The following is a 21,184-nucleotide window of genomic DNA, read 5'->3' on the forward strand; positions in this document are numbered from 1 at the left end:
CAAAGCAGCAAAGGGGGAAAATACACAAATTGTACTTGTCTAATTTTTCAAGTCAAAACTCGCGTTAATATTGATTTTAGCGTCTGAGCATTAGTCTAGTAGTCTTAACAGCATCAGGTGTTATAAGTTTAATGTAATATATACCCTGAGAAAGGGAGCCAGCATCAACCTCCATTGGAATAAGCTCCCCGGCATGCGCTTCTCCTTTTGCTATTTCTCTTACGAGGGTACCTTTAGAGTCATAAAGCATTAACTGGTAACTGCCTTGGCTGTTCGGGGTATAGGAAATAGTTGCAACAGACGAGAAAGGATTTGGATAAACCTGCAGCTCCGCTACGTTTTCGGGCATGGTGCTGGCTTCTTTCATCATCTCCTGTATTTGTAGAGCTATAACAGGAGAAGGAGTAGTATTTATGAATAGTTGACCTCTGCTAATACCGGGCAGTTCTTGTTCTAGGTGAAGCTTATTCGTTCCTGTCATAAGGTTGTCGTACACAAGTGTTCCGCCAGAACTCCAGATCCGTATGCGCATTTTATCTGAAAGATCATTCATTCCTAGGCCGCCACTATCCTCTACAGTAGCTACAAACTTATAATGACCATTACCATTAATGTTTCCCCAACCTTGCCATGCTGCCCTGTTCTTGTTTATAACCAGCCAATCCAGGCTTTGACTAAAGAACCAGTCTTTGTTGTTTAAGTACAGAGCCAGTGCACCTACCGGTTTTTCTGCTGTTTTGGTAGGGTAGGTTAAAGCAAATGCAACAGCTGTTTTAGCACCAGGTTCCATATGTCTTAATCTAGTGGCCCAGTTTGATATTTCACCTACACCTGCTACAAAACCGGCGGTTGGGTCATAAATAACAATCTGCTGCTGGTATTCATCAGAAGTTGCATCAAGGCAGCTTTCAGAAAAGTTGAGACCAACAGTATATATACCGGCTTGCTGGTAAGTGTGCTCGCCTGTAATCCGGGGAGAGTCAGGGAGGGTATAAGACACAGAACTGTCGCTTCCATCGCCCCAAGTCCATTTTATACCTTTGTTCTGTAAATCAGTGTAACTGCCAAAATCTGCTGTTGTTCTAACTTGCCAGCCCACTCTGCTGGGCTTTGGTGGCAGGTAAAGCCTTACATCAACTAATTGAGTAGGACAGGAGGGCGTAAGAGCGTATTTAATAAGGTTTAGCTGCCCCTGACTATAATAATTATCTGCAGCAAAAGCTCCACCAAGATAAAGGTTATCCTTTTCATCTTTTACCAGATTTGTCCAATGAGAATATTGAGGTTCATAAGACGGAGGTGTACTAAGAGTCATGGTTCGAGTTCCGTTTTTATCATAGATAAGTACGGTAATAAAAGTCAAGCCACGATCACTATAAGCAGCAGCAGAAACAGCTGGTAAGCCATTTTCTAAGATCACAAGTGATCCTACACTATAGCCATAACTAGATGCTGGTTCATAATTATCCCCCCATACCTGCTCACCGTTACTATTGAACATAGCAGTAAATATGGTGGTCTTTTGGGGAATGTTCATGAAGGCTTCCGCTAGTAGTATAATATTCCCTTCTTTATCAAAAGCAGCATCTTTAAGCTTATGTTCGGCCGGAGCAGATGAGCCACGACGCCATAGGTAGTTTCCTGCTCCATCTGTCTTTAATATAAACATAGTTGGATGGCCATGACAACAGGATTCCCTTGTTCCGATAATGTAAATACCAGTTGAATTTACAAGCAATTTGGACGGATGGTCCAAAAAGGCATAGGTTTCTCTCAACTCATATTCTTTCTCTAATAAGATACTGCCATCTTCACTTGCGTACTTTACAAGATATATAGTACAACCATCTATACTGCTACCTTGGTACAAATCCTTACCTGTAACAATTAGATTTCCATCAGTATCTAATATACTAGCTGTGTTCATGGCAAGGTCAGCGCAGTTCGATTCATAACTTCTGCTCCAGACTAAATTTCCTTCTTTGTTTAACTTTATAGTTAATGCCTTTTCCTGTAAAAAGCCCGTTAAAAAAATTTCCTCTCGGTTATTAACTATTAAATCGGCTGGCTTAAATCCATCTATTATGGTATAATTCAATAGCTCTTCCCCCTCAGGAGAAAGTTTCAGGAGCCTGTCATTCACGTCTGGTGTGCGCGTCAGAATATAGATATTGCCGCTTTCATCCAACACGCTTTTATAAGTAGTACCACTAAAGTTGACTTGCCAAAGTTCACGACCTTCAGTATCGATTTTTGTTGCAGTAGTACTCCCTACAACAATCATATTTTGATGATGATCTATTTGTAGATGATAAGGGGCAAGAACATTTGGATAAGTTTTGGTCCAGGTTTGCTGGTACTGACCAAGAACTGATGAGGAAGTAAAGAAAAGTAAAAGGAGCAGGTTTAACTGCAAATGGGTTTTGAAATATAGAAGAACATTGCAGGAAATACAGCTGTTAATACTATGCTGCAGGATAAAGTGTAAACGTTTTTTCATAGCTATCTAGTTTAGTAAACAATTCTTTTTATTAAACTATAGGCTTGGGTGAGTGCCTACTTAAAGACAGGGATGGGATTGGAGAGGTTATTAATGTGAATTACTAATAGTAGTTGAAGATTAAAAGTTTTTATACTATATAATTCGGTAAAAGGTTTAATTAAAACTAGGTAAATGAATATTAAGTTTAATTGTATACATATGCATCCGCCCGACGAACTATATCTTTCCCTCTGTTGAAGCAGTTTCTACTTTTGTTGAAAAATAAAAAATGGATAACAACAAGAAGAGATGCTACGAATGGTGGCAGTTTATGAACAAAGCGGCCAAAGTTAGAAAGCCTTCTGTGAATCTGCCGGAATAAATCTTTCCGGCTTTGGCTACTGGGTCCGGAAAGTATGGAAAGAGCGGGAGACCGCTGCCTGATCTGTAAAGATTGATACTACCACTCCTCCCCAACCAGTCCTGAACTGGAGCTGGTTTACCCCAACGGTGTGAGGATAAAGCTGCAGGAGGCAAACCTGCCACTCATCAGCCAACTGCTGCGCCTCTAGCCATGCTGAGCCTGAGCTCCGCTGTTACCTCTACGCCGCTGTCGTAGACATGCGCAAGAGCTTCGACAGGCTCTACGGCCTTATCCGGAATAAGGCAGAGAAGAATCCTGATGTACTACTAAAAAATCGCTTTACAGCCTTATACTATAAGTTTCAGGGTTCATAAACAGGCTTTTCTCTTATTTCCACAGACTTATAATATTCTGAAGGCGGCATATTAAACTTCGTTTTAAAGCACTTCCTGAAGTAATCAGCATCGTTGAAGCCGACCATATAGGCAACCTCGTTCACGTTGAACTTATGGTCTTTTAGTAATTGCATAGCTCGTTTTAAGCGAAGTTCTTTAATTAGTTCCGCCATGCTGAACCCTGTCAGTGCTTTTACTTTGCGGTACAGGTGCGTGCGGCTCAAGCCAATTTCGGAGCAAATGTCTTCGATGTTCAGTTCAGAATCGGCAATGCGGTCTTCCACGTACTGCAGCAGCTTTTGCAGCAGCTTTTCATCTGGCGAAACCGGGGTTACGATAGATGGTTCCAGCGTAATTTCCGTTTTGTACTTTTCTCGTAGCCTTTCCTTCGAAAGCAGCAGGTTTTTTACTTTCGTTTGAAGGTAGGCTAAGTTGAAAGGTTTTACAATATAATCATCCGCACCGGTTTCGATCCCCTCGATCTGGTTTTCGATAGGGGCCTTAGCTGTTAACATAATAAAAGGAATGTGACTTGTCTTCAGGTCAGTCTTTAACCTTTTGCAAAATTCAAGCCCGTTCATTTCGGGCATCATCACATCACTGATGATAATGTCTGGCAATACCTTCGACGCCATCTCGAGTCCCTCTTTTCCGTTCCCGGCTTCGATAACGGTGTACATGCTTTCAAAGTAATCGCACAGGTACCTTCTTAGCTCATCGTTATCCTCCACTATCAGTAGCGAAGGAGTTTTTCCGTTAACCAAAAGCTGCTCCCGTTCTGGTTGAGTTTCCTCTAAGGCAGCATGTTGCATGGGATGGTGTTCAGCAATTTCAGCAGCCTGAGTAGCTGGAGAGTTGGCCGTTTCGGATGTAATGGTCGCAGTGGGTTTAGTGGGCAGTGTCACCGTGAACACAGTTAAATTCTGCCCGTCGCTTTGTTTAGAGCAATCAACAGAAATATTGCCGCCGTGCAATTCAACCAGTGCTTTGCTATAGGTCAGGCCCAGTCCGGTGCCTCCCGCCTTGTTAGTGATGCCTTGCTGAAATGGTTTGAATATTAATTCTTTCTCCTCATCGGGAATTCCTTTCCCGTTATCCATCACTTTGATCACAGCATTATCATTTGGCAAATCCTGGCTAACCTCTAGCGCGATGGTTCCACCGGATGGCGTGAATTTAAAAGCGTTTGATAACAGGTTGCTGATTACTTTTTCGAGTTTGTCTTCATCAAAGCGCATGAAAATAGTCTGAGTCTGAGGGCTAAACTCCAAAGAAATATTTTTCTGTGCAGCATATGTCCTGAAGGATTCAATGATAGAGTGGAGGAAAGCGATTAGGTCGTGTTGCCGAAGCACTAACTCCGAGTTTCCTGTTTCCAATCTTCTGAAATCGAGCAGTTGATTGACTAATCGCATGAGCCTGTCGCCGTTAGCTTTCATGGTTTGCAGCTGGCCATATAGCAGTTCATTGTTTTTACCAACACTCAGCAGCCGCTCAACAGGAGCCAGTATCAGGCTCAGAGGCGTTTTAATCTCGTGAGAGATATTAGTGAAGAACTGTAATTTATTCTGATTTAAATCGTGCTCTTTTTCGCGGATGAGTGATTCATAGGCGAGCTTGCTCTTCAGTTTTGTAAACCGGGCAGAGAAATAATAGAACAGGTACAAGGCAAGCAAAATGAACAGGCCGTATAGGATGTAAGCCCAGATGCTGGCCCAGAAAGGCGGCATGACACCGATGTTAAGTGTTGTCGGAACTTCATTCCAGATGCCATCGCTGTTCGATGCTTTCACTTTAAAAACATACTTGCCGGGCGCCAGATTCGAATACGTGGCTAACCTCCTGGAAGCATCCGTATAAATCCATTCTTTATCAAACCCCTCCAGCATATAGGCGTATTTATTCCCATCTGGGTTGGCATAATGCAGTGCCGCAAATTCTATAGCAATGCTTCTGTCCTGGTGGTTTAATGTAAGTTCGTTCGTCAGGTATAAAGGTCTGTCTAGTACAACTCTTCCGTTTACTTCCTGGTTAATAGCCACAGCCTGATTGAGTATCTGCAGCTCGGTGAATACAACCTTTGGCAATGTCGGCTCAGGGGCGATGCTATCTGGAATAAAGGAATTGTAGCCGTTGTTTCCACCTAGATAAAGCTTGTTGCTGAACCTGCTCTTTACAATAGCGCCATCCGAAAACTCGTTGCTTTGCAGTCCGTCCTGGAGTGTATAATTGTGTACGGCAAGTGTTTTGCTGTTTAACCGCGAGATGCCCTTTTTATGGCTTATCCAGATGTAACCGGCATCATCCTCAATAATACCGGCAACAGTAGCCTCCGCCAGACCAGAAGCACCGGTAAAAAGCTCTACAGCCTTTGTCTTTGGGTTATAAGTATGCAGCCCATTACCGGTTCCTACCCAAATAAGCCCTGATTTGTCTTCATAAATAGAATTGATACGATTGTCAATAATTGTATTTTTAGCATCATTCTCATACTTTATCTGGCGGACAATCTTCACCTCGTCGTTGCCCTGGGTTGGCTTCAGAATAAAAATGCCCCCGCCTTCTGTTCCTGCCCATAGTTGACCTTCTTTGTCTTCCATGATAACACGTACATGCTGTGTTCGTGCTTCATCCCCAAGATTATAATGATTGAAGTTGTCCTTCTGTGCATTATAGCGATAAACGCCGTTCCAACTGGCTATCCATACATCTCCTGCCTTGTCTTCTGTAAAACCAAATACCATAGTGTTCTTAAGACCCAGCTCTTCAAAATGCCTTATTTTGCCATCTGCCGGATTGTATCGGTCCAGTCCTTTCCTGGTCCCTATCCAGATGTACCCGCGTGAGTCACAGAAGATCCTTCGTACCTGATTACTGTTTATCGAATTACTATCGCCCTCTTTGAAAGCCAGGTGCCTGTAATTGTTAGCTTTGTCAATAATGGTGATACCTTTATCTCGTGTTCCAATCCAAAGGTTACCTGCATTATCTTCGCAAATAGCCCGGATATTATTGTCGATGATCGATTTAGGGTTTTTGGGATCATGAAAGTAATAGTCAAACAACTGGGAATTAAGGTTAGCTTTATTTACCCCGTTACTGAAGGTTCCAACCCAGAGTATATTGTGGTCGTCCTTATAGAGGCTCGTGACATAAGAATCGCTTAATGTCCAGCGGTTAGCGACATTATAAGTATAGATTTTATCCTGTTTCGTCTTGAAATGAGTTTCGACCAGAGAGTTTGATTGACTTTTCAGGGTTAAGGTGTACTTATTATTTGGATGGGAAATGCTTACGCTATTGTGCCGGCGGTAAACCAATTCCTGGATTTCAGGCGATACAGCTTCTATGAGAACCCGTTCAAAATCATCTGTGAGGTAGTTATATCGGCAAAACGTTCTGTCGTCAAAAGTCTCTACCCAAATATCCTCGTTCGCGTCTTTAGCCAAGTTGTGAATACGGTTATCGCTGATGCTTTTGATATTTTTAGGATCATATTTGTAAATTCTGAACTTATAGCCGTCGTAGCGGCATAACCCGCCCCATGTGCCAAACCATATATAGCCATACTTATCTTTCACAATGCCATGAATGGTATTCTGAACCAAGCCATTCTCAGATGTGATATGGTCAAACTTCAGGTTAAGCGATTGTCCGATAGCTGAATTCAGGCACAACACAAATAAAAATAAAAAAAGAAAGTTCCTGTTCTTCCAGCCTCTTTCACTAAAATGAAATTTGGATTTAATGGATGCTGAAAAAGGTCGACTTTTTATAAAAGAGTAAAAAAGTTTATTCATATGAAGTAGTTGGAATATGCTTTAATTCATTTACGATCAATTTGTTGAGTTGAAGTAAAAAATCCATATTGGATTAAATGAATAAGTGTTATGTTTAATTTTTCTGATTCTAATATATTTGGTGGGGAAGCAGCATGATCCCGCAGCACAGGTTCCTTATTGTTAAATCCAGAGCAAAAATAATTAATTTCAGCCCGAATTTTTAGTAGCTGTCACCATAGCTGCTGCTCCTGAAAACAGGCTGCCTGGTTGTACATAACAAGATTCCTCACCAATTTTAATTGCCATGACAGGTTTGCCCATCAGATCCTTTAGAACCAGTAATTTTTATATACTATTCTTAATGATTAATAAAAAAAGGATCTTTAAAGTTAAAGATCTGTAAAATTAGGTGCCAAAATAGTTATATTTTAATTAAATATTATACTGTGCCTAACCTGCTGTAGTTTTAAGAGATTCCTATTACCTAGATTGCTCCTGTATCCTCCGGCGTACTCTCTTTTTCTAAAATTGATACGCTACGATAATGTAAAATAGCTGTTTAAGCTTACAATGTAAAGTTTAACAAAGTTCAGCGGTTCAATTTATCAGGAAAAAGAGTAAAACTAATATTTCTGTATTTTATAACAGACTTCCATTTGTTCTGGCAATAATCAAAAATATAAAATAATTACATAGAGAGTTCATTAATACTAAAAAACTTACGGTAGTTAAAATAAGTATCTGTATACCTCTACATTATAATAGGTTCTATTAAGCAACTGCTGAAGCATTTAGCTACCAATCCTGATCCGGAAGGTTCTTTAGCGGGTAACGATTTAAACTTATTCTTTAATTAAAATTATGGCAATTTAAAGAGATTCCTCATTCTGCTGGAAAGATGTACTTGTTCGGGCGGATACACTAAAACAGCAGGTGTTTCATAAAATCATGGCATAATTGATCCTGACGTTGTGAGATGTACATAAAAATACGATCTATTACTACTATTTTATATAATTGGAATAATAGTAGTTGTTTTTTGGAACATTAGTCCTTAAGCCAAAGCGTTAAACATACCTACCTTTACTATCACTTGTAAGTTAAAAACAAGTAGTTAAATCTAACTTCAACTTTTGTGTAGAGATTATAATATACAGGACGTCACAACTTTTCGGAATTTAATGTTGGCTATAAATAAAAGCTGATGATTTGAAAACTACGAAAAGCTTTACAATTGTATTATTATCGAATAGTTGGGTAGAATATAGCTTTATTGATTTTTGCTTAAGTTCTAATTTCCTCTCACAGCATAAACTGTATTTAGAGCAAATAGAGCCACATTTAAAATTTAGTGAAAATTTTTGGAGCTCCATAAAATAGGGTTAAAGAATGTGTTTCGGACTTCGCTTTAGTTCAAGAGTAAGGAAAATATCTTTTACAAACCTATATAAACCAATTTCTTCAACAATTAAAATCCGCGTATGAGTAAACTTTCACTTTTCCTGACTGTACTCTTCTGTACATGCACCCTGATAGTCCACAGCAAAGTGTATTATGTAGCGCCTGCCGGAAATGACAGCCATGCCGGTACAGTCGATGCACCGTTCTTAACCATACAACGGGCTCACACAGACGTTGCTGCCGGCGACACAGTTTACATCAGGGGAGGCACCTACATGATGCAGGAATCGCAGATTTTTGAAAAGACAACCGGTAATCCGAGGTATGCTTATGTATCTAAACTAACAAAAAGCGGAACCTCCGGCAAACGTATCAACTACTGGGCCTTTCCTGGCGAGAAACCTATATTCGATTTCTCAAACGTTAAACCCGCCGACCATCGCATCCACGCCTTCGAAGTTACCGGCTCGTGGATGCACTTTAAAGGGCTGGAGGTAGTAGGCGTGCAGGTAACCATCGACCAGAACATCAATACCCAGTCTGTCTGTTTTTCCAATAATGCCAACGTCGTAACGAATGGGAGCAATAACATTTATGAACAGTTGGTCATGCGTGATGGCATGGCCATTGGCTTTTACCTGACCCGGGGGGCAAACAACCTGGTGCTTAACTGTGATGCCTATAATAACTGGGATACTGTTTCGGCCGATAAAAAAGGCGGCAACGTAGACGGATTCGGGGCACATCCCAACCGGGTAGAATATACCGGTAACGTATTCCGTGGCTGCCGTGCCTGGTTCAACAGCGACGACGGCTTCGATATCATCAGTTCTCACACTGCCATTACCGTAGAAGACTGTTGGTCATTTTATAATGGCTATTCCATTGAATTCGAGAATCTGGCCAACGGTACAGGTTTTAAAATGGGTGGCTTCGGTACTTCCTCCAGTCCGTCGGTTCCGGCTGTAATTCCGCGCCATACTGTCCGCAACAGTCTGGCCTATAATAATAAATCGTCCGGGTTTTATGCTAACCACCACCTGGGCGGTAACGACTGGTATAACAACACGGCTTATTTTAACTGGCCAAACTTCAACATGCTCAACCGAAGCCCCAATTATACGGCGAGTATTCCGGGCTACGACCATGTGATGAAAAATAATGTCAGTTATTTGACCCGGTCAGATCGGGAGCACCACCTGATTACTGAAATTGATGAGCGGGAGGGGGTAAATATCCTTAGCCACAATACGTTCATGAATCCGGGTATTGGTACACCCACTGCTGCCGATTTTATCAGCCTGGACCAGTCACAGCTGACACTGCCCCGCAAGCCAAATGGCGACCTGCCGGACGTTACCTTTATGGTACCAGCCCCGGGGAGCAAACTGGTTGGCGCCGGTATCGATGTAGGTTTGCCTTTTACAGGCAGCAGCCCTGACCTGGGATACCGGGAATCGCAGTTGGTACTGAGCGTAAAACCTGCCACAGTCCGGGCATCCGCAGCTTACCTTTACCCAGTGCCTGCTAATAAGGTGCTCAACATCCATTTCCCGGATCGGGCCTCTAAACCGGTTACGATCAGCATCTTCGATCTGCAAGGCAGAAAAGTTAGTTCAACAGAGATAGCGGCAACCAATGCCTTAGCAGCAGACGTAAGCCGACTGCCCGATGGAATTTATTTCCTGGAAGCAAGTTATTCCGGCACGAACGTAGTATTCAGTCGGAGCAAATTTCTGAAACGGCAATAGGTAATTTATGCCGCTGACAGAGTGGAGAGAGGCTTGGGCCCTGGCCGCGCCGTCAGCTGCCGATAACAGACAGCAGCTGCTGTTTGTTAAAACTGGTTATAGCATACCAAAATAGCAAAGAAGTGACTTTAATGGCTTATATGATACAGAAACACTCTTGATGGAATATGTTTTTACGCTGCTCGCGGCACTTTTCTTCTTTCTTTAAAGGCTGCTGGAGAACCATTAATCCATGTGGAAAAATTTAATCTCTGAAAGGGGCCATCGGTGAAAGGACTATTGCCATAAAAGTGTTGCGTGATGATGGGTTTCCGACCCGTTACATCAATTACTTCTTTCTGGATGCGAAAAAGTATCGGCAGTTGGTAGGAAAACAGTATGATAAAGGCTGGCATTTTGTACCGGAGGAATTAGTGGCAGCACCAGTCGTTGCTTTAAGAATTACCGAAACGGCAGACGGCAACTGAGGCGCCTGAAGATCAATAGATGTAAAACTGGAATCTTGTACGAAGGCCTACTGAAAGGAAAGCCAATGTCTCAGCCTACAATCATTGGCCTTTCGCAGATGACCTAAACCACTATGAGAATTACCGGCATTAAGATTTTAAACTTATTATAGAAAGAACTGAAACACCGGCATAATTATCCTAGGAGCTTGGTACCTGGAGCAGGAGTCAAGTATTTCGCCTGTACTAAGTACAATCAAGTAAGTTTTGACAGCTAAAACAAACGGTTTCAAGGCCATCTACTAAATTATTCGAATGAAAACAGCCTCTAAAAGGTTTTGCCTCCAAATTTTGTCAAGGGTTCAACCGACATGTTTTAGTTGCATGTACTTAGGAAAATATAAACTTGAAGCCTTGCGCTTTTCGCTGCTCCTGAAGTACTGTTACCACATCCCTGAAATGTTCCGGTTCAGAATTCGAAACATGTATACACTACCATATCCCGGAAATCCTCAGCTTAGGATCAGCGCGACAAGCACCTTGCAGGCGCTAGAGACGGTGCAGGCAATTGATTAGATATGAAGAGCGGTCAGCAGGTGAAGGTGGAGCATGTCCTCTGTTTCGGCTAAGCAAATCAGAAACTGGCCTCCGATGACCTGTTCAAGATTTTTAAGTACCGGAAAAGCACATTTGCTTCCAAGGTATTTCAGCTATTGCAGTAACTCTACCCGGATAATATGAAAATAGATAGCTGCATCATCAACTAACCGGAGAGTTGGGCCTTTCCAGTCTGGAGCCTGACCAGCAAAGGCATCACCTTCGAGCTCTATGCAGCGGGTGGCTGCATAGAGCTCGATTGGGCCATCATTCCTTACAAGAAATTAACGCCATTCCTGATATATGGCTACTCCTTGAAGAAAGAAAGGTGAACGAAAGTTCTTGCAGAAGCATTTGCAGCGCAAAAATAAAGTTTACAAAGGCGCTTATAAGTCAGCAGCAAAAAATAACTGTCCTATTTTGAGTGAATTTCATTCTGCTGCTGTCTCCATAGCTGCTGAATTTGAAAAGACACTCGTAATGCATGCAGCTCATGCGAGGTTTTGTTTACTACTTTTTACCCTAAACACTTTCAAAATCCCATAATCCTGCACCTATTTTTTTCCCTGACAACATACATTTTAACGGATTCTCCTTTCTGCACCACTCTCCATGCCTGCTACTGCCTTAAATAATTAAAATTAATATATTTCTAATTTTTATAAATAATATCTAAAATCAGTCGATGTCTGAATTTCTGAGGCTTTTCTTTCTAAGGGTGTATTCTTTATTCTGCTTTGCTAGTAGAAACGGGAAGAGCTGTTCTGCTAGTTTCCCTGACCATTTAATTTTATAATGGTATCATAAAAGCACCTCTTTTTCAACAAAAGTAGTTTTTGATGTTAATGTGGCACAAGCGTTCTGTGTTTCTGGAACATATGTCTAGGCTCACAGAGGCTCCTCGCCTATATTTTTGTTAAACTAATGATAGTTAGTTTCTAATTAAATGAGCAAGCTCCGAAAAGCTGATTAGAAGCTATTCACCTTCAATACTGTATCAATAAAATTAATTTTAATTCGCTTAACTAAAACCTTAAAAAATTATGACTAAATTAATTACTAAATTATGCTGCGCATTTTTACTCTGCTGCATGTTCAGCAGCATCAGTCAGGCACAGCAATGGCAGATACTTGGATCTCAGTCGACAGATGCTACTCCCAAGCCCATTGGAATTATAGCTGACTCCGTTCTACACATAAGCATGGCCGTTTCTCCGCAGGAGGTTCCCTATATAGCCTTTGTGAACACGGCTAATGATAATAAGGTATCTGTGATGCGCTATAATGCCGCAGGTGGGTGGGAGGCTGTCGGAGCGGCAGGAATCTCGGCGGGTGCTGCAGCTGCTACAAGCATTGCCATTGCAGCAGAAGGTACACCGTACCTGTATTACAGAGACATGACCGCAGCGAATTTAAGCAAGGGCGTGGTGATGAAGTTTAACGGTACTGCCTGGGAGACAGTAGGTAACCAGGCAACATTGCAGGCTGAGGGTGCTACTATAGATTGGCCGGTTATTGCTACGAATCCTGAAGGAATACCCTTTATTGCTCACAGGCAAACATCACATGATACTAAACCTGTAAATTACAGAAAGTTCGATGCTGCAACTGGCGACTGGGTATCTATAGGCTTATTCAATTGGCAGAATTCTAACACCCCTCCGGAGCAACATACTATTTTCTTCAGTAACGACGGAAGGTTGCATTGGGCCGGTAAGGACTTCTCCAGATCATCTGTAAGGATTTATAGTGGTGAAGGAGAAGTTTGGACGAGGCCGGGTGGTACAGGTAACATCACCACTGGCGCTAATGGAGCTACAGGTACTTCTCATGATAACATTCCTTATCTTTTGTACCGCGAAAGTCAGGCTATTAACAGAGACAACCTAACTCTTTGGAGATTTACAGGTACTGGTCCCCTTGCTAATGGATGGGAACTAGTTGGTCCTGCGAATTTTTCAGGAAATAACGTGGCTAATGCTAATGTGGCTGTAACCAATGATGGTACTCCGCTGGTGGCTTACGAAACAGGCGGAAGATCAAGAGCTATCATGAAAAGCTTTAACAGCACTACAAATGATTGGCAGAATGTAGCGGCACCGTGGGGAGATACTCTATCACAGGGAGTTGCAGATTACACGGAAATGACAAAAGGACCCCAAGGCAATATCTATGTAGCTTTCTCCGATGTAGCCCTTCATGGCAAACCAGTGGTACTGCAATATAAATTGGGTACTACAACCAGCGCTGCCAAAGAACTAGATAAAAAAGCAGATGTGCAGGTATATCCTAACCCATCTGCCAGTTCTTTCCGCTTTACAGCAGCCGGTAAGTTCAGCTACACAGTTTACAACAATTCAGGCCAGGTAATGGAGCGTGGCCAGGGGATGGGCGAAAGTGAGTTTGGAACAGCCTTAAGAGCTGGCTTATACTTTGTTCAGCTTCAGACGGAAGTCGGAAACCGGACGCTGAAGCTCCTGAAGCAATAGCTGACAATAGTATTCTGTAAAACATACAGCAATGAAAAAAGAGGATATGGGATGTGCTTTTCCTATCCTCTTTTTCTGTTCTTCAATCCGAATGACCTGTAAAATCGACTCTATGTAATGAAAAGTACAAGTCGAATCTTTTTAATCAAGCATTGCCTAGCGAGTGTTTACTACTTAATTCCCATAGATTGCTGAACTTCATAAAGAAATTGTTTTTAAGCCAGATGCAATACGTTTCTTTCGTTAGATGTGGCACACATGTCCTGTGTTTATGGAATAAGAGTATGGGAGCAGTTGGTAGGCGGATGACTATATTTGTTTTACCTAACGGGCATTAGGCAGCATGTGCGGAATCATATGTTAAAAGGGGCACCTGTTGGAAAGACAAAGAAGAAAGATTGTACAATGCCAGGCTGCAGGCACTGGCTTGCATCAATAGCACAGGAAACTTTAAATAATCGCTAAAGTTGTATTGACAATTACTGTATGATTTATGACGGTAATTGTTTATAAATAAAAAACTTTATGCGACGCTACGAAATCAGTGACCAGGCCTGGAGTCGTATCAGCGACATGCTGCCTGACAAATCCACCGATGTTGGTCGTATAGCCAAAGATAACTACTAGTTTATTAATGCTTTACTTTGGTCGCCCGCAGCGGAGCCCCCTGGCATGACCTTCCTGAACGCTTTGGACCCTGGAAAGCGTCTACCAACACTTCCGCCGCTGGGCCAATAAAGAGGTGTGGCAGCGGGTTTTGAGCAGCTACAGGAACCGAATCTGGACTGGCTCATGTTCGATTCCACTGCCATCAGAGCGCACCAGCATGCAGCAGGGCAAAAAAACAACAGCAGAGGCAGAAGTTTTTAGGCCGCAGCCCTGGTGGCTTCAGCAGGTTTATACTCTCCACTGGCCATAAGTCCGATCATAAGCCAGCAGAGGATTTACTGGCAGCAGACAAACCTTGGAGCAGTAGTGGTTGACAAAAGCTATGACAGCGAAAGCCTTTGCTCGATTCATCACTGAACGTGGCGCTGAAGTAGTGATTCCTTCCAGAGCAAATGCCAAGCAACCCCGTCTCATGGATGAGAACCTCTACAAGGACAGAAACAGGATTGGAAGCTTCTTCAACAGAATCAAACATGACAGGCGCATCGCTCTCGATATGATAAAACCGCTGCTGCTTACTTAGCTTTTGTACATGTAGCGGCAGCCATGACTCTTTTACTTTAATTGTCGACACAACCTAGAATTTTTTTTCATTTTATATTTTAAAGATAGATTCATGAGAATAAGATTTACTTTATTAACATTATTTATAGTAGTGCTCTGCACCCAAGCCTTTGCCCAGCGCAAAATGGAAAAACTAGGGCGAGGGGTAGTAGCTATCAGGACATCAAGTACAAAGAATCTGATTACCTGGCGTTTGCTCGGAACAGAGCCCCAGAATATTGGTTTTAACATTTACCGCTCTGCCAATGGCGGTGATCCTGTTAAGCTCAACAGCCAGGAACTTCTTGCCGGTACCAACTTCGAAGATTTGTCTGCGTCAGCTTCAGCGGCTAACACGTACATTGTTAAACCAGTTGTAGCAGGAGTTGAAAAAGAAACAGGATCAGGGAGCTACACCCTTCAGGCCAATACGCATACCCAGCCTTTTTACAGGGTGCCGATCAGGAACGTGCCCGGCTACCATGTTCGCTATGTGTGGGTTGGCGATTTGGACGGTGACGGCGAATACGACTATATTATCCATAAAAACCCAAAGCCCGGCAGTAACTGGGACGTGCCTGACCTGGTAGAAGCTTATAAAAGTGATGGCACTTATCTGTGGACAGTAGATATGGGGCCCAACAGCCATAACAGGAATAATATCTCGCCCGGCTCCAGTGCGCTAAATGCCGGCCATGGCGACAATATGACGGTTTATGACATTACCAGGAACGGGAGATCAGAGCTTATCCTGAGAACGTCCAACGGTGTTAAGTTTGCCGATGGCTCTGTGGTGTCTGATGCCAATAACAGCAAACAGTTTATATCGATTGTTGACGGCTTAACTGGAAGCGAAATATCCCGCACGCTCATTGATAACCCGTACCTGAGCGTGGGGCCTATGAACGGGCACATGGGCATTGCTTATCTGGACGGTATCAATCCGAGTGTTGTGCTGATGGGAGCCAACCGGAACAGCGACCTAAGTTTTAATGAAATCGTGAACACCTGGAACTGGAACGGCAGTACCCTGATGTACAATTGGCAATTCGATCTAGCAGGCAACAATCTTGCTTCGGCCCACCAGATTAAGATTTTTGATATCGATGGCGATGGCAAAGATGAGATTGTCCCACAGGCCTTCGCTTTGGATGATGATGGTACGCTATTGTACAACCTCAGGGACCATGCCATCGACCACGGCGACCGCTTTTTCATTGCTGATATGGACCCTTCACGTCCGGGGCTGGAGATGTACGGGGTACAGCAAGGGTACAGCTCACTGGGTATCATGTGGTATTACAGCGATGCGAAGACCGGTAAAACATTATTAAGCCAGAGCAATCCGAATAACCATGATATAGGCAGGGGCATGACAGGAGATTTTGACCCACGCTACCCAGGACATGAACTCTATACATTCGTGGAGGGACTTCACAATGTTTCTGGGGCAGTTACTTCCAATGGCACATTTAGTTCCTTCCCGAACTTGAGAATGTACTGGGATGGAGACTTAGGAAGTGAACTGCTGGACAATGGTAAAATTGTAAAGTGGAACTACTTAACTAATAGTGAGACCAGGCTCTATACACCCGGCTCTACTACCACCGGTGCTAACATAACGCAGAATGGGAGGACTACGCCTGCTTTTTATGCTGATATCATCGGAGACTGGCGCGAAGAGGCTATTTATGAATCGACTGATGGCACTTACCTGGTGGTTTTTACTACCCCGTACTTTACCGACCACCGTATTTATACCTTGCCCCATAACCCCGGATACCGCAACGACATGGCTGTAAGAGGCTATTTTCAGTCGCACAATACCGATTACTTTATTGGGTACGACATGCAGCAGCCACCTTTGCCGCCTATTCAGCATACAGATATATATTGGGATGGCAACACGGCTGTCTGGGATAAAGCTACAACGAACTGGTCTGATGGAAACGAAGCGAAAGCCTTTGCAGACGGAGACACAATTATGTTCGACATTAGGGGCACCAATACCGAAGGCATAGAGCTCAACACCACGGTGACTCCCGGAAAAGTATGGGTGATAAACCCTGAGAACAAAGATTACGCCATAGCTGGCGGTGGCAAACTTACCGGTACAATGGACCTCTGGAAAGCGAAGTTAGGAAGTTTTACCCTTGCAGGAAATCACGACTACACCGGAGCTACCATTGTAAGCGAGGGCATTTTCAATATTAATGGTTCCCTGCAAAGTAAAGTTACCGTGAAGGGCCTTGGCGCCGTAGGCGGTAAGGGAACCCTAGCCGGCGGACTCGTGCTGGATAAAGCTGTGAGCACAGACGGCGGACGCATCAGCCCGGGCTTTGGTAACACAGCCGAAACCTTGGGTACCCTCATCATTGGCGGCGACCTGGCGGTAGATGGCAGTAACTTCGAATTTGATGTGGTGCCCGGCTCGGATAAAGTGAATGACTCTCTTGTAGTTACAGGAAACCTGACAGTAAGTGGGGAAAACAGATTAATTCTCAATTTCCCAAACAATGAATATGCTCCTGGTACTTACACTCTTATCCGTTCCAACGGTACCCTTTCGGCTTCAACCGGCAATTTTGTGCTGGAAGGTGTCACAGGTGTTTCCACGCAACTGCTGATCGAAAACAACGAGGTAAAAGTTAGAATAAACATTGCCCGAGCTGCTGCAACTATAGTATGGAGCGGGGTTGTGAATAACTCCTGGGACTTCGACAACGAAAATTTTAAAATAGGAGAGACACCAACAGCCTTTGTATCCGGCGACGCCTTAACCTTTGACGCAACTGCTGTCCGGAAGTCGGTTGTTCTCAACGAAGTGTTATACCCTGCTTCTGTAACCTTCGATTCGGAAGCCGATTATACGGTGCAGGGTACAGGCAGCATTGGCGGCACAACCGACCTTGTTAAAAACAACACCAATAATCTGAGCCTGCTCTCCACCGCCAACACTTACACCGGAAAAACCATTGTAAACAGTGGTACCCTGACGGTAGCAAAGCTTGGGTTACAAAACGAACCATCATCGATTGGTGCCGCCGGACCGGAGGCCGAAAACATTCAAATCAATAATGCCAATTTTATTATCAACGAAAGAAGCACCACCGACAGGGCCATCACGATTACCGGTACAAGCACCATTACGGTACCGGACGCAGCAAACTACACCATTTTTAATGCTGACATTGTTGGAAACGGTTCACTGGTGAAAGAAGGTGAAGGGTCTATTTCAATGGTGGGTCCAAAAAGCTTTACCGGCCCGGTAGTGATAAAATCAGGTAGAGTGAACCTGCGCACAAGGGATGGTAATGTCGGCGGACTAGGCACCAGCAATGAAATTACGCTGGAGAATGCCACGTTAGCCATGGAAGATGTCCGGAATTATGCCCAGGCCGCATGGAATCTGACAGTGCCGGAAGGTAAAACCGCCACCTTAATTACTGATGGCAGAAGCACTTTGTTGGGTAAGCTCAAAGGAGCGGGCACGCTGAACGTGTTCATCCCGTACGTACGAACCGACTTCAAAGGAGACTGGTCAGAGTTTACAGGTAGAATAGTTGTATCCAACAGCGATTTCCGTATCGCCAACGTGAACGGGTATGGCAATGCCGCCATCCACCTGAGCAGCGGCTGGCTGGGGCCCATCGCCGGTGCGAGTACGTCTATTGCCATCGGAGAATTTTCAGGGGTAGCGGGTACAGCACTTTCCTCGGATAACAGAACAGCGAACTGGGTGATAGGTGCAAAGAATACGGATGGCAGCTTTGCCGGAAATATTATCAGGACTTCGCTTACTAAAGTAGGGACAGGCACCCTTACCCTGACAGGTAACAACCGATACACCGGCACAACAAACGTAGATGCCGGAAGGATATTGGTAAATAACCGGGCTGGCATCCGCGGGCTTGGTTCTGGTACGGTTACGGTTGCCAGCGGTGCTACCTTAGGCGGGACAGGTTCCGTAACAGGATCTATTACCGTGCAGTCGGGCGGTATACTCCAGCCCGGTTCAAACGGCATCGGCACCTTTACCGACAGCACCAGCGTAAATTTTGCCAGCGGCGCCATCGCTGAAATGGAAATAAATAAAGGTTTGGCCGCTTTTGATATGCTGAGAGTGGTAGGCCCTGTTACATTTAACGGTACACTCCGTATCCAAAAAATAGGTGGTGCCGATTTTGCTGCGGGCGATAGCTACCAGTTGTTCCAGGCCAATAGCTATAACGGCAATTTCTCTGCTATAGAACCACAGGTTCCAGGACCCGGATTGATTTGGAACTTTACGCCTGAAACGGGAACACTTTCTGTGGGGCTAGTTACCTCTCTTGGTGCAGATACACATGCAACAGGAATAGAATTTTATCCGAACCCGGTTACGGAAAACCTGAACATCTCTTTAGCAGCAAGTGCCCAGGGTGCCACTGTTAAAGTTTACAACTCCTTAGGTGCAGTGCTTATTTCCGGAAAACTGAAGGGCAATGCCAATATTATCTCGCTGAAAGGCCTGCCGACTGGTATATATTTTGTGCAGGTCACGAACGGCAAAGCCACCGCAACAGAGAAAATTATAAAAGAATAATCTTTACTGAGAATCAATTGTAACTTTCAATACCTCACCAAACAGGTCTCTTTTACTGAAGGAGACCTGTTTTACTTTAATTATACCACAATACAAGTTGTGAACTTATGATAGACAATGCTTTCTACAACCGCGCCAGCCACCACACCTGCTGCTCCAGGGCAATGCGGTTGCTGAATATCCTTGTTCTATGGACAATGGAACGTTTATAACGGGTATTAGGAATTATTTTCCTGCATTTTACACTATGTTATCAGGTACTTTGTATTTCTGATATATACCTGCCGTAGCATGATAGTCTAACAAAGTGTGTATCTATAAAGAATCTATACAAATTAAATTAAGTACAAATGTTTGTTTTAGCAAGACTTCTTCTCTTACCTTTCCTACTCCTGAACTTTGTAGTTTTTGCCGGACCGCCTGCGAAGGACAATTCAGGGCAAAGGGCAACATTCAACTTCAATCCCGACTGGAAAGTAATTGTTGGCGATCCGGCCGGTGCCGAAGCTGTCAACTTCAACGATGCCACCTGGAAGAAGGTAACGCTGCCCTGGGCCTGGAACGAAGACGAAGCCTTTAAAATAGATATTCACAACCTGACCACCGGCGTGGCTTGGTACCGCAAAGAGTTTAAACTGCCTAAAGGTTCAGAAGGTAAAAAAGTATTCCTGGAATTCGAGGGTGTGCGCCAGGGCGGCGAGTTTTATGTGAACGGCCAGCACATCGGCCGCCACGAAAACGGCGCCATGGCGGTTGGATTTGATGTTACAGCGCACATTAAGCCTGCCCCCGCCCTAAACGTAGTGGCCGTGCGCACCGACAGCGACTGGGGCTACCGCGAAAAAGCCACCAACACCAAATACCAGTGGAGCGACCAGAACTTCAATGCCAACTACGGCGGCATCCCTAAAAATGTGTTCCTCCATATCACTGACAAGCTTTACCAGACACTACCGCTTTTCTCCAACCTGGGCACTAGCGGCGTGTATGTGTACGCGCAGGATTTTGACATTCCTGGCAAAGCAGCCACCATTCATGCTGCTTCTGAAGTGAAAAACGAACATGCCGCCGCCAGAACCTTGCAATATGAAGTAGTAGTGGAAGACATGAGAGGCAAAAAAGTAAAGACTTTCAGCGGAGCACCTGTCACCATTGCACCAGGTGAGACTAAAACGGTGCAGGCCAACGCCCGCGTAACGGACCTCAACTTCTGGAGCTGGGGCTATGGCTACCTTTACAACGTGTACACCACCCTCAAAGTAGACGGCAAGCCCGTAGACGAAGTGAAAACCCGTACGGGCTTCCGCAAGACTGCATTCAAAAACGGAATGGTTTACCTCAACGACCGGGTGCTCATGATGAAAGGTTATGCTCAGCGTACGAGCAACGAATGGCCTGCCGTGGGCATGTCGGTACCTGCCTGGCTCAGCGACTACAGCAACGGCCTAATGGTGAAAAGCAATGCCAATTTGGTTCGATGGATGCACATCACCCCCTGGAAACAAGACGTGGAAAGCTGCGACAGGGTAGGGCTGATACAAGCCATGCCGGCAGGTGACGCCGAAAAAGACGTAACAGGTACCCGCTGGACCCAACGCACCCAACTCATGCGCGATGCCATTATCTACAACAAGAATAACCCCAGCATACTGTTCTACGAAAGTGGCAACGATGACATCA

At 44.1% G+C, this 21,184-nt stretch carries 8 protein-coding genes; 5 read left to right on the forward strand and 3 right to left on the reverse strand.

Going from position 1 to position 21,184, the window contains the following annotated elements:
- Window positions 1–76: 76 nt before the first annotated feature.
- Both FVR03_RS20350 and FVR03_RS20355 read right to left on the reverse strand, forming a co-directional pair.
- A complete protein-coding gene (locus tag FVR03_RS20350; protein ID WP_147923619.1) occupies window positions 77–2,500 on the reverse strand; it encodes a T9SS type A sorting domain-containing protein in 2,424 nt (807 codons plus the stop codon).
- A gap of 707 nt (window positions 2,501–3,207) precedes the next feature.
- Window positions 3,208–6,918, reverse strand: coding sequence for a hybrid sensor histidine kinase/response regulator transcription factor (locus tag FVR03_RS20355; protein ID WP_187270238.1), 3,711 nt, complete (start codon window positions 6,916–6,918; stop codon window positions 3,208–3,210).
- Between the two features lie 1,586 nt (window positions 6,919–8,504).
- Between FVR03_RS20355 and FVR03_RS20360 the strand changes: the two genes are divergently transcribed.
- The 3 genes from FVR03_RS20360 (at window position 8,505) to FVR03_RS20365 (ending at window position 13,707) form a co-directional block, all read left to right on the forward strand.
- Complete coding sequence (locus FVR03_RS20360) at window positions 8,505–10,175, forward strand: right-handed parallel beta-helix repeat-containing protein (RefSeq protein WP_187270239.1); 1,671 nt, start codon at window positions 8,505–8,507, stop codon at window positions 10,173–10,175.
- 290 nt (window positions 10,176–10,465) lie between these two features.
- Window positions 10,466–10,642 carry a hypothetical protein gene (locus FVR03_RS24550; protein ID WP_187270240.1) on the forward strand — a complete coding sequence of 59 codons (177 nt, stop codon included), beginning with the start codon at window positions 10,466–10,468 and terminating at the stop codon, window positions 10,640–10,642.
- Window positions 10,643–12,309: 1,667 nt separating this feature from the next.
- Window positions 12,310–13,707 carry a T9SS type A sorting domain-containing protein gene (locus FVR03_RS20365; RefSeq protein ID WP_222707285.1) on the forward strand — a complete coding sequence of 466 codons (1,398 nt, stop codon included), beginning with the start codon at window positions 12,310–12,312 and terminating at the stop codon, window positions 13,705–13,707.
- Window positions 13,708–14,632: 925 nt separating this feature from the next.
- Here FVR03_RS20365 and FVR03_RS24785 read toward each other — a convergent pair.
- A complete protein-coding gene (locus FVR03_RS24785; RefSeq protein WP_222707286.1) occupies window positions 14,633–14,950 on the reverse strand; it encodes a hypothetical protein in 318 nt (105 codons plus the stop codon).
- A gap of 42 nt (window positions 14,951–14,992) precedes the next feature.
- On the opposite strand from FVR03_RS24785, the gene FVR03_RS20375 reads away from it, so the two are divergent.
- Window positions 14,993–19,504, forward strand: a complete 4,512-nt coding sequence (locus tag FVR03_RS20375; protein ID WP_147923622.1) for a rhamnogalacturonan lyase family protein — start codon at window positions 14,993–14,995, stop codon at window positions 19,502–19,504.
- A 350-nt stretch (window positions 19,505–19,854) separates the two neighbouring features.
- The coding region (locus tag FVR03_RS20380) for a glycoside hydrolase family 2 protein (protein ID WP_369410471.1) at window positions 19,855–21,184 on the forward strand (1,330 nt) is incomplete at its 3' end.

Source organism: Pontibacter qinzhouensis (assembly GCF_008017455.1).
GTDB classification, from domain to species: Bacteria; Bacteroidota; Bacteroidia; order Cytophagales; family Hymenobacteraceae; genus Pontibacter; species Pontibacter qinzhouensis.

Excerpts from the sequence above, each read along its gene's own strand:
- FVR03_RS20350 (WP_147923619.1), bottom strand. The coding sequence starts at position 2,500 with ATGAAAAAACGTTTACACTTTATCCTGCAGCATAGTATTAACAGCTGT.
- FVR03_RS20360 (WP_187270239.1), top strand. The coding sequence starts at position 8,505 with ATGAGTAAACTTTCACTTTTCCTGACTGTACTCTTCTGTACATGCACC.
- FVR03_RS20365 (WP_222707285.1), top strand. The coding sequence starts at position 12,310 with ATGTTCAGCAGCATCAGTCAGGCACAGCAATGGCAGATACTTGGATCT.
- FVR03_RS20375 (WP_147923622.1), top strand. The coding sequence starts at position 14,993 with ATGAGAATAAGATTTACTTTATTAACATTATTTATAGTAGTGCTCTGC.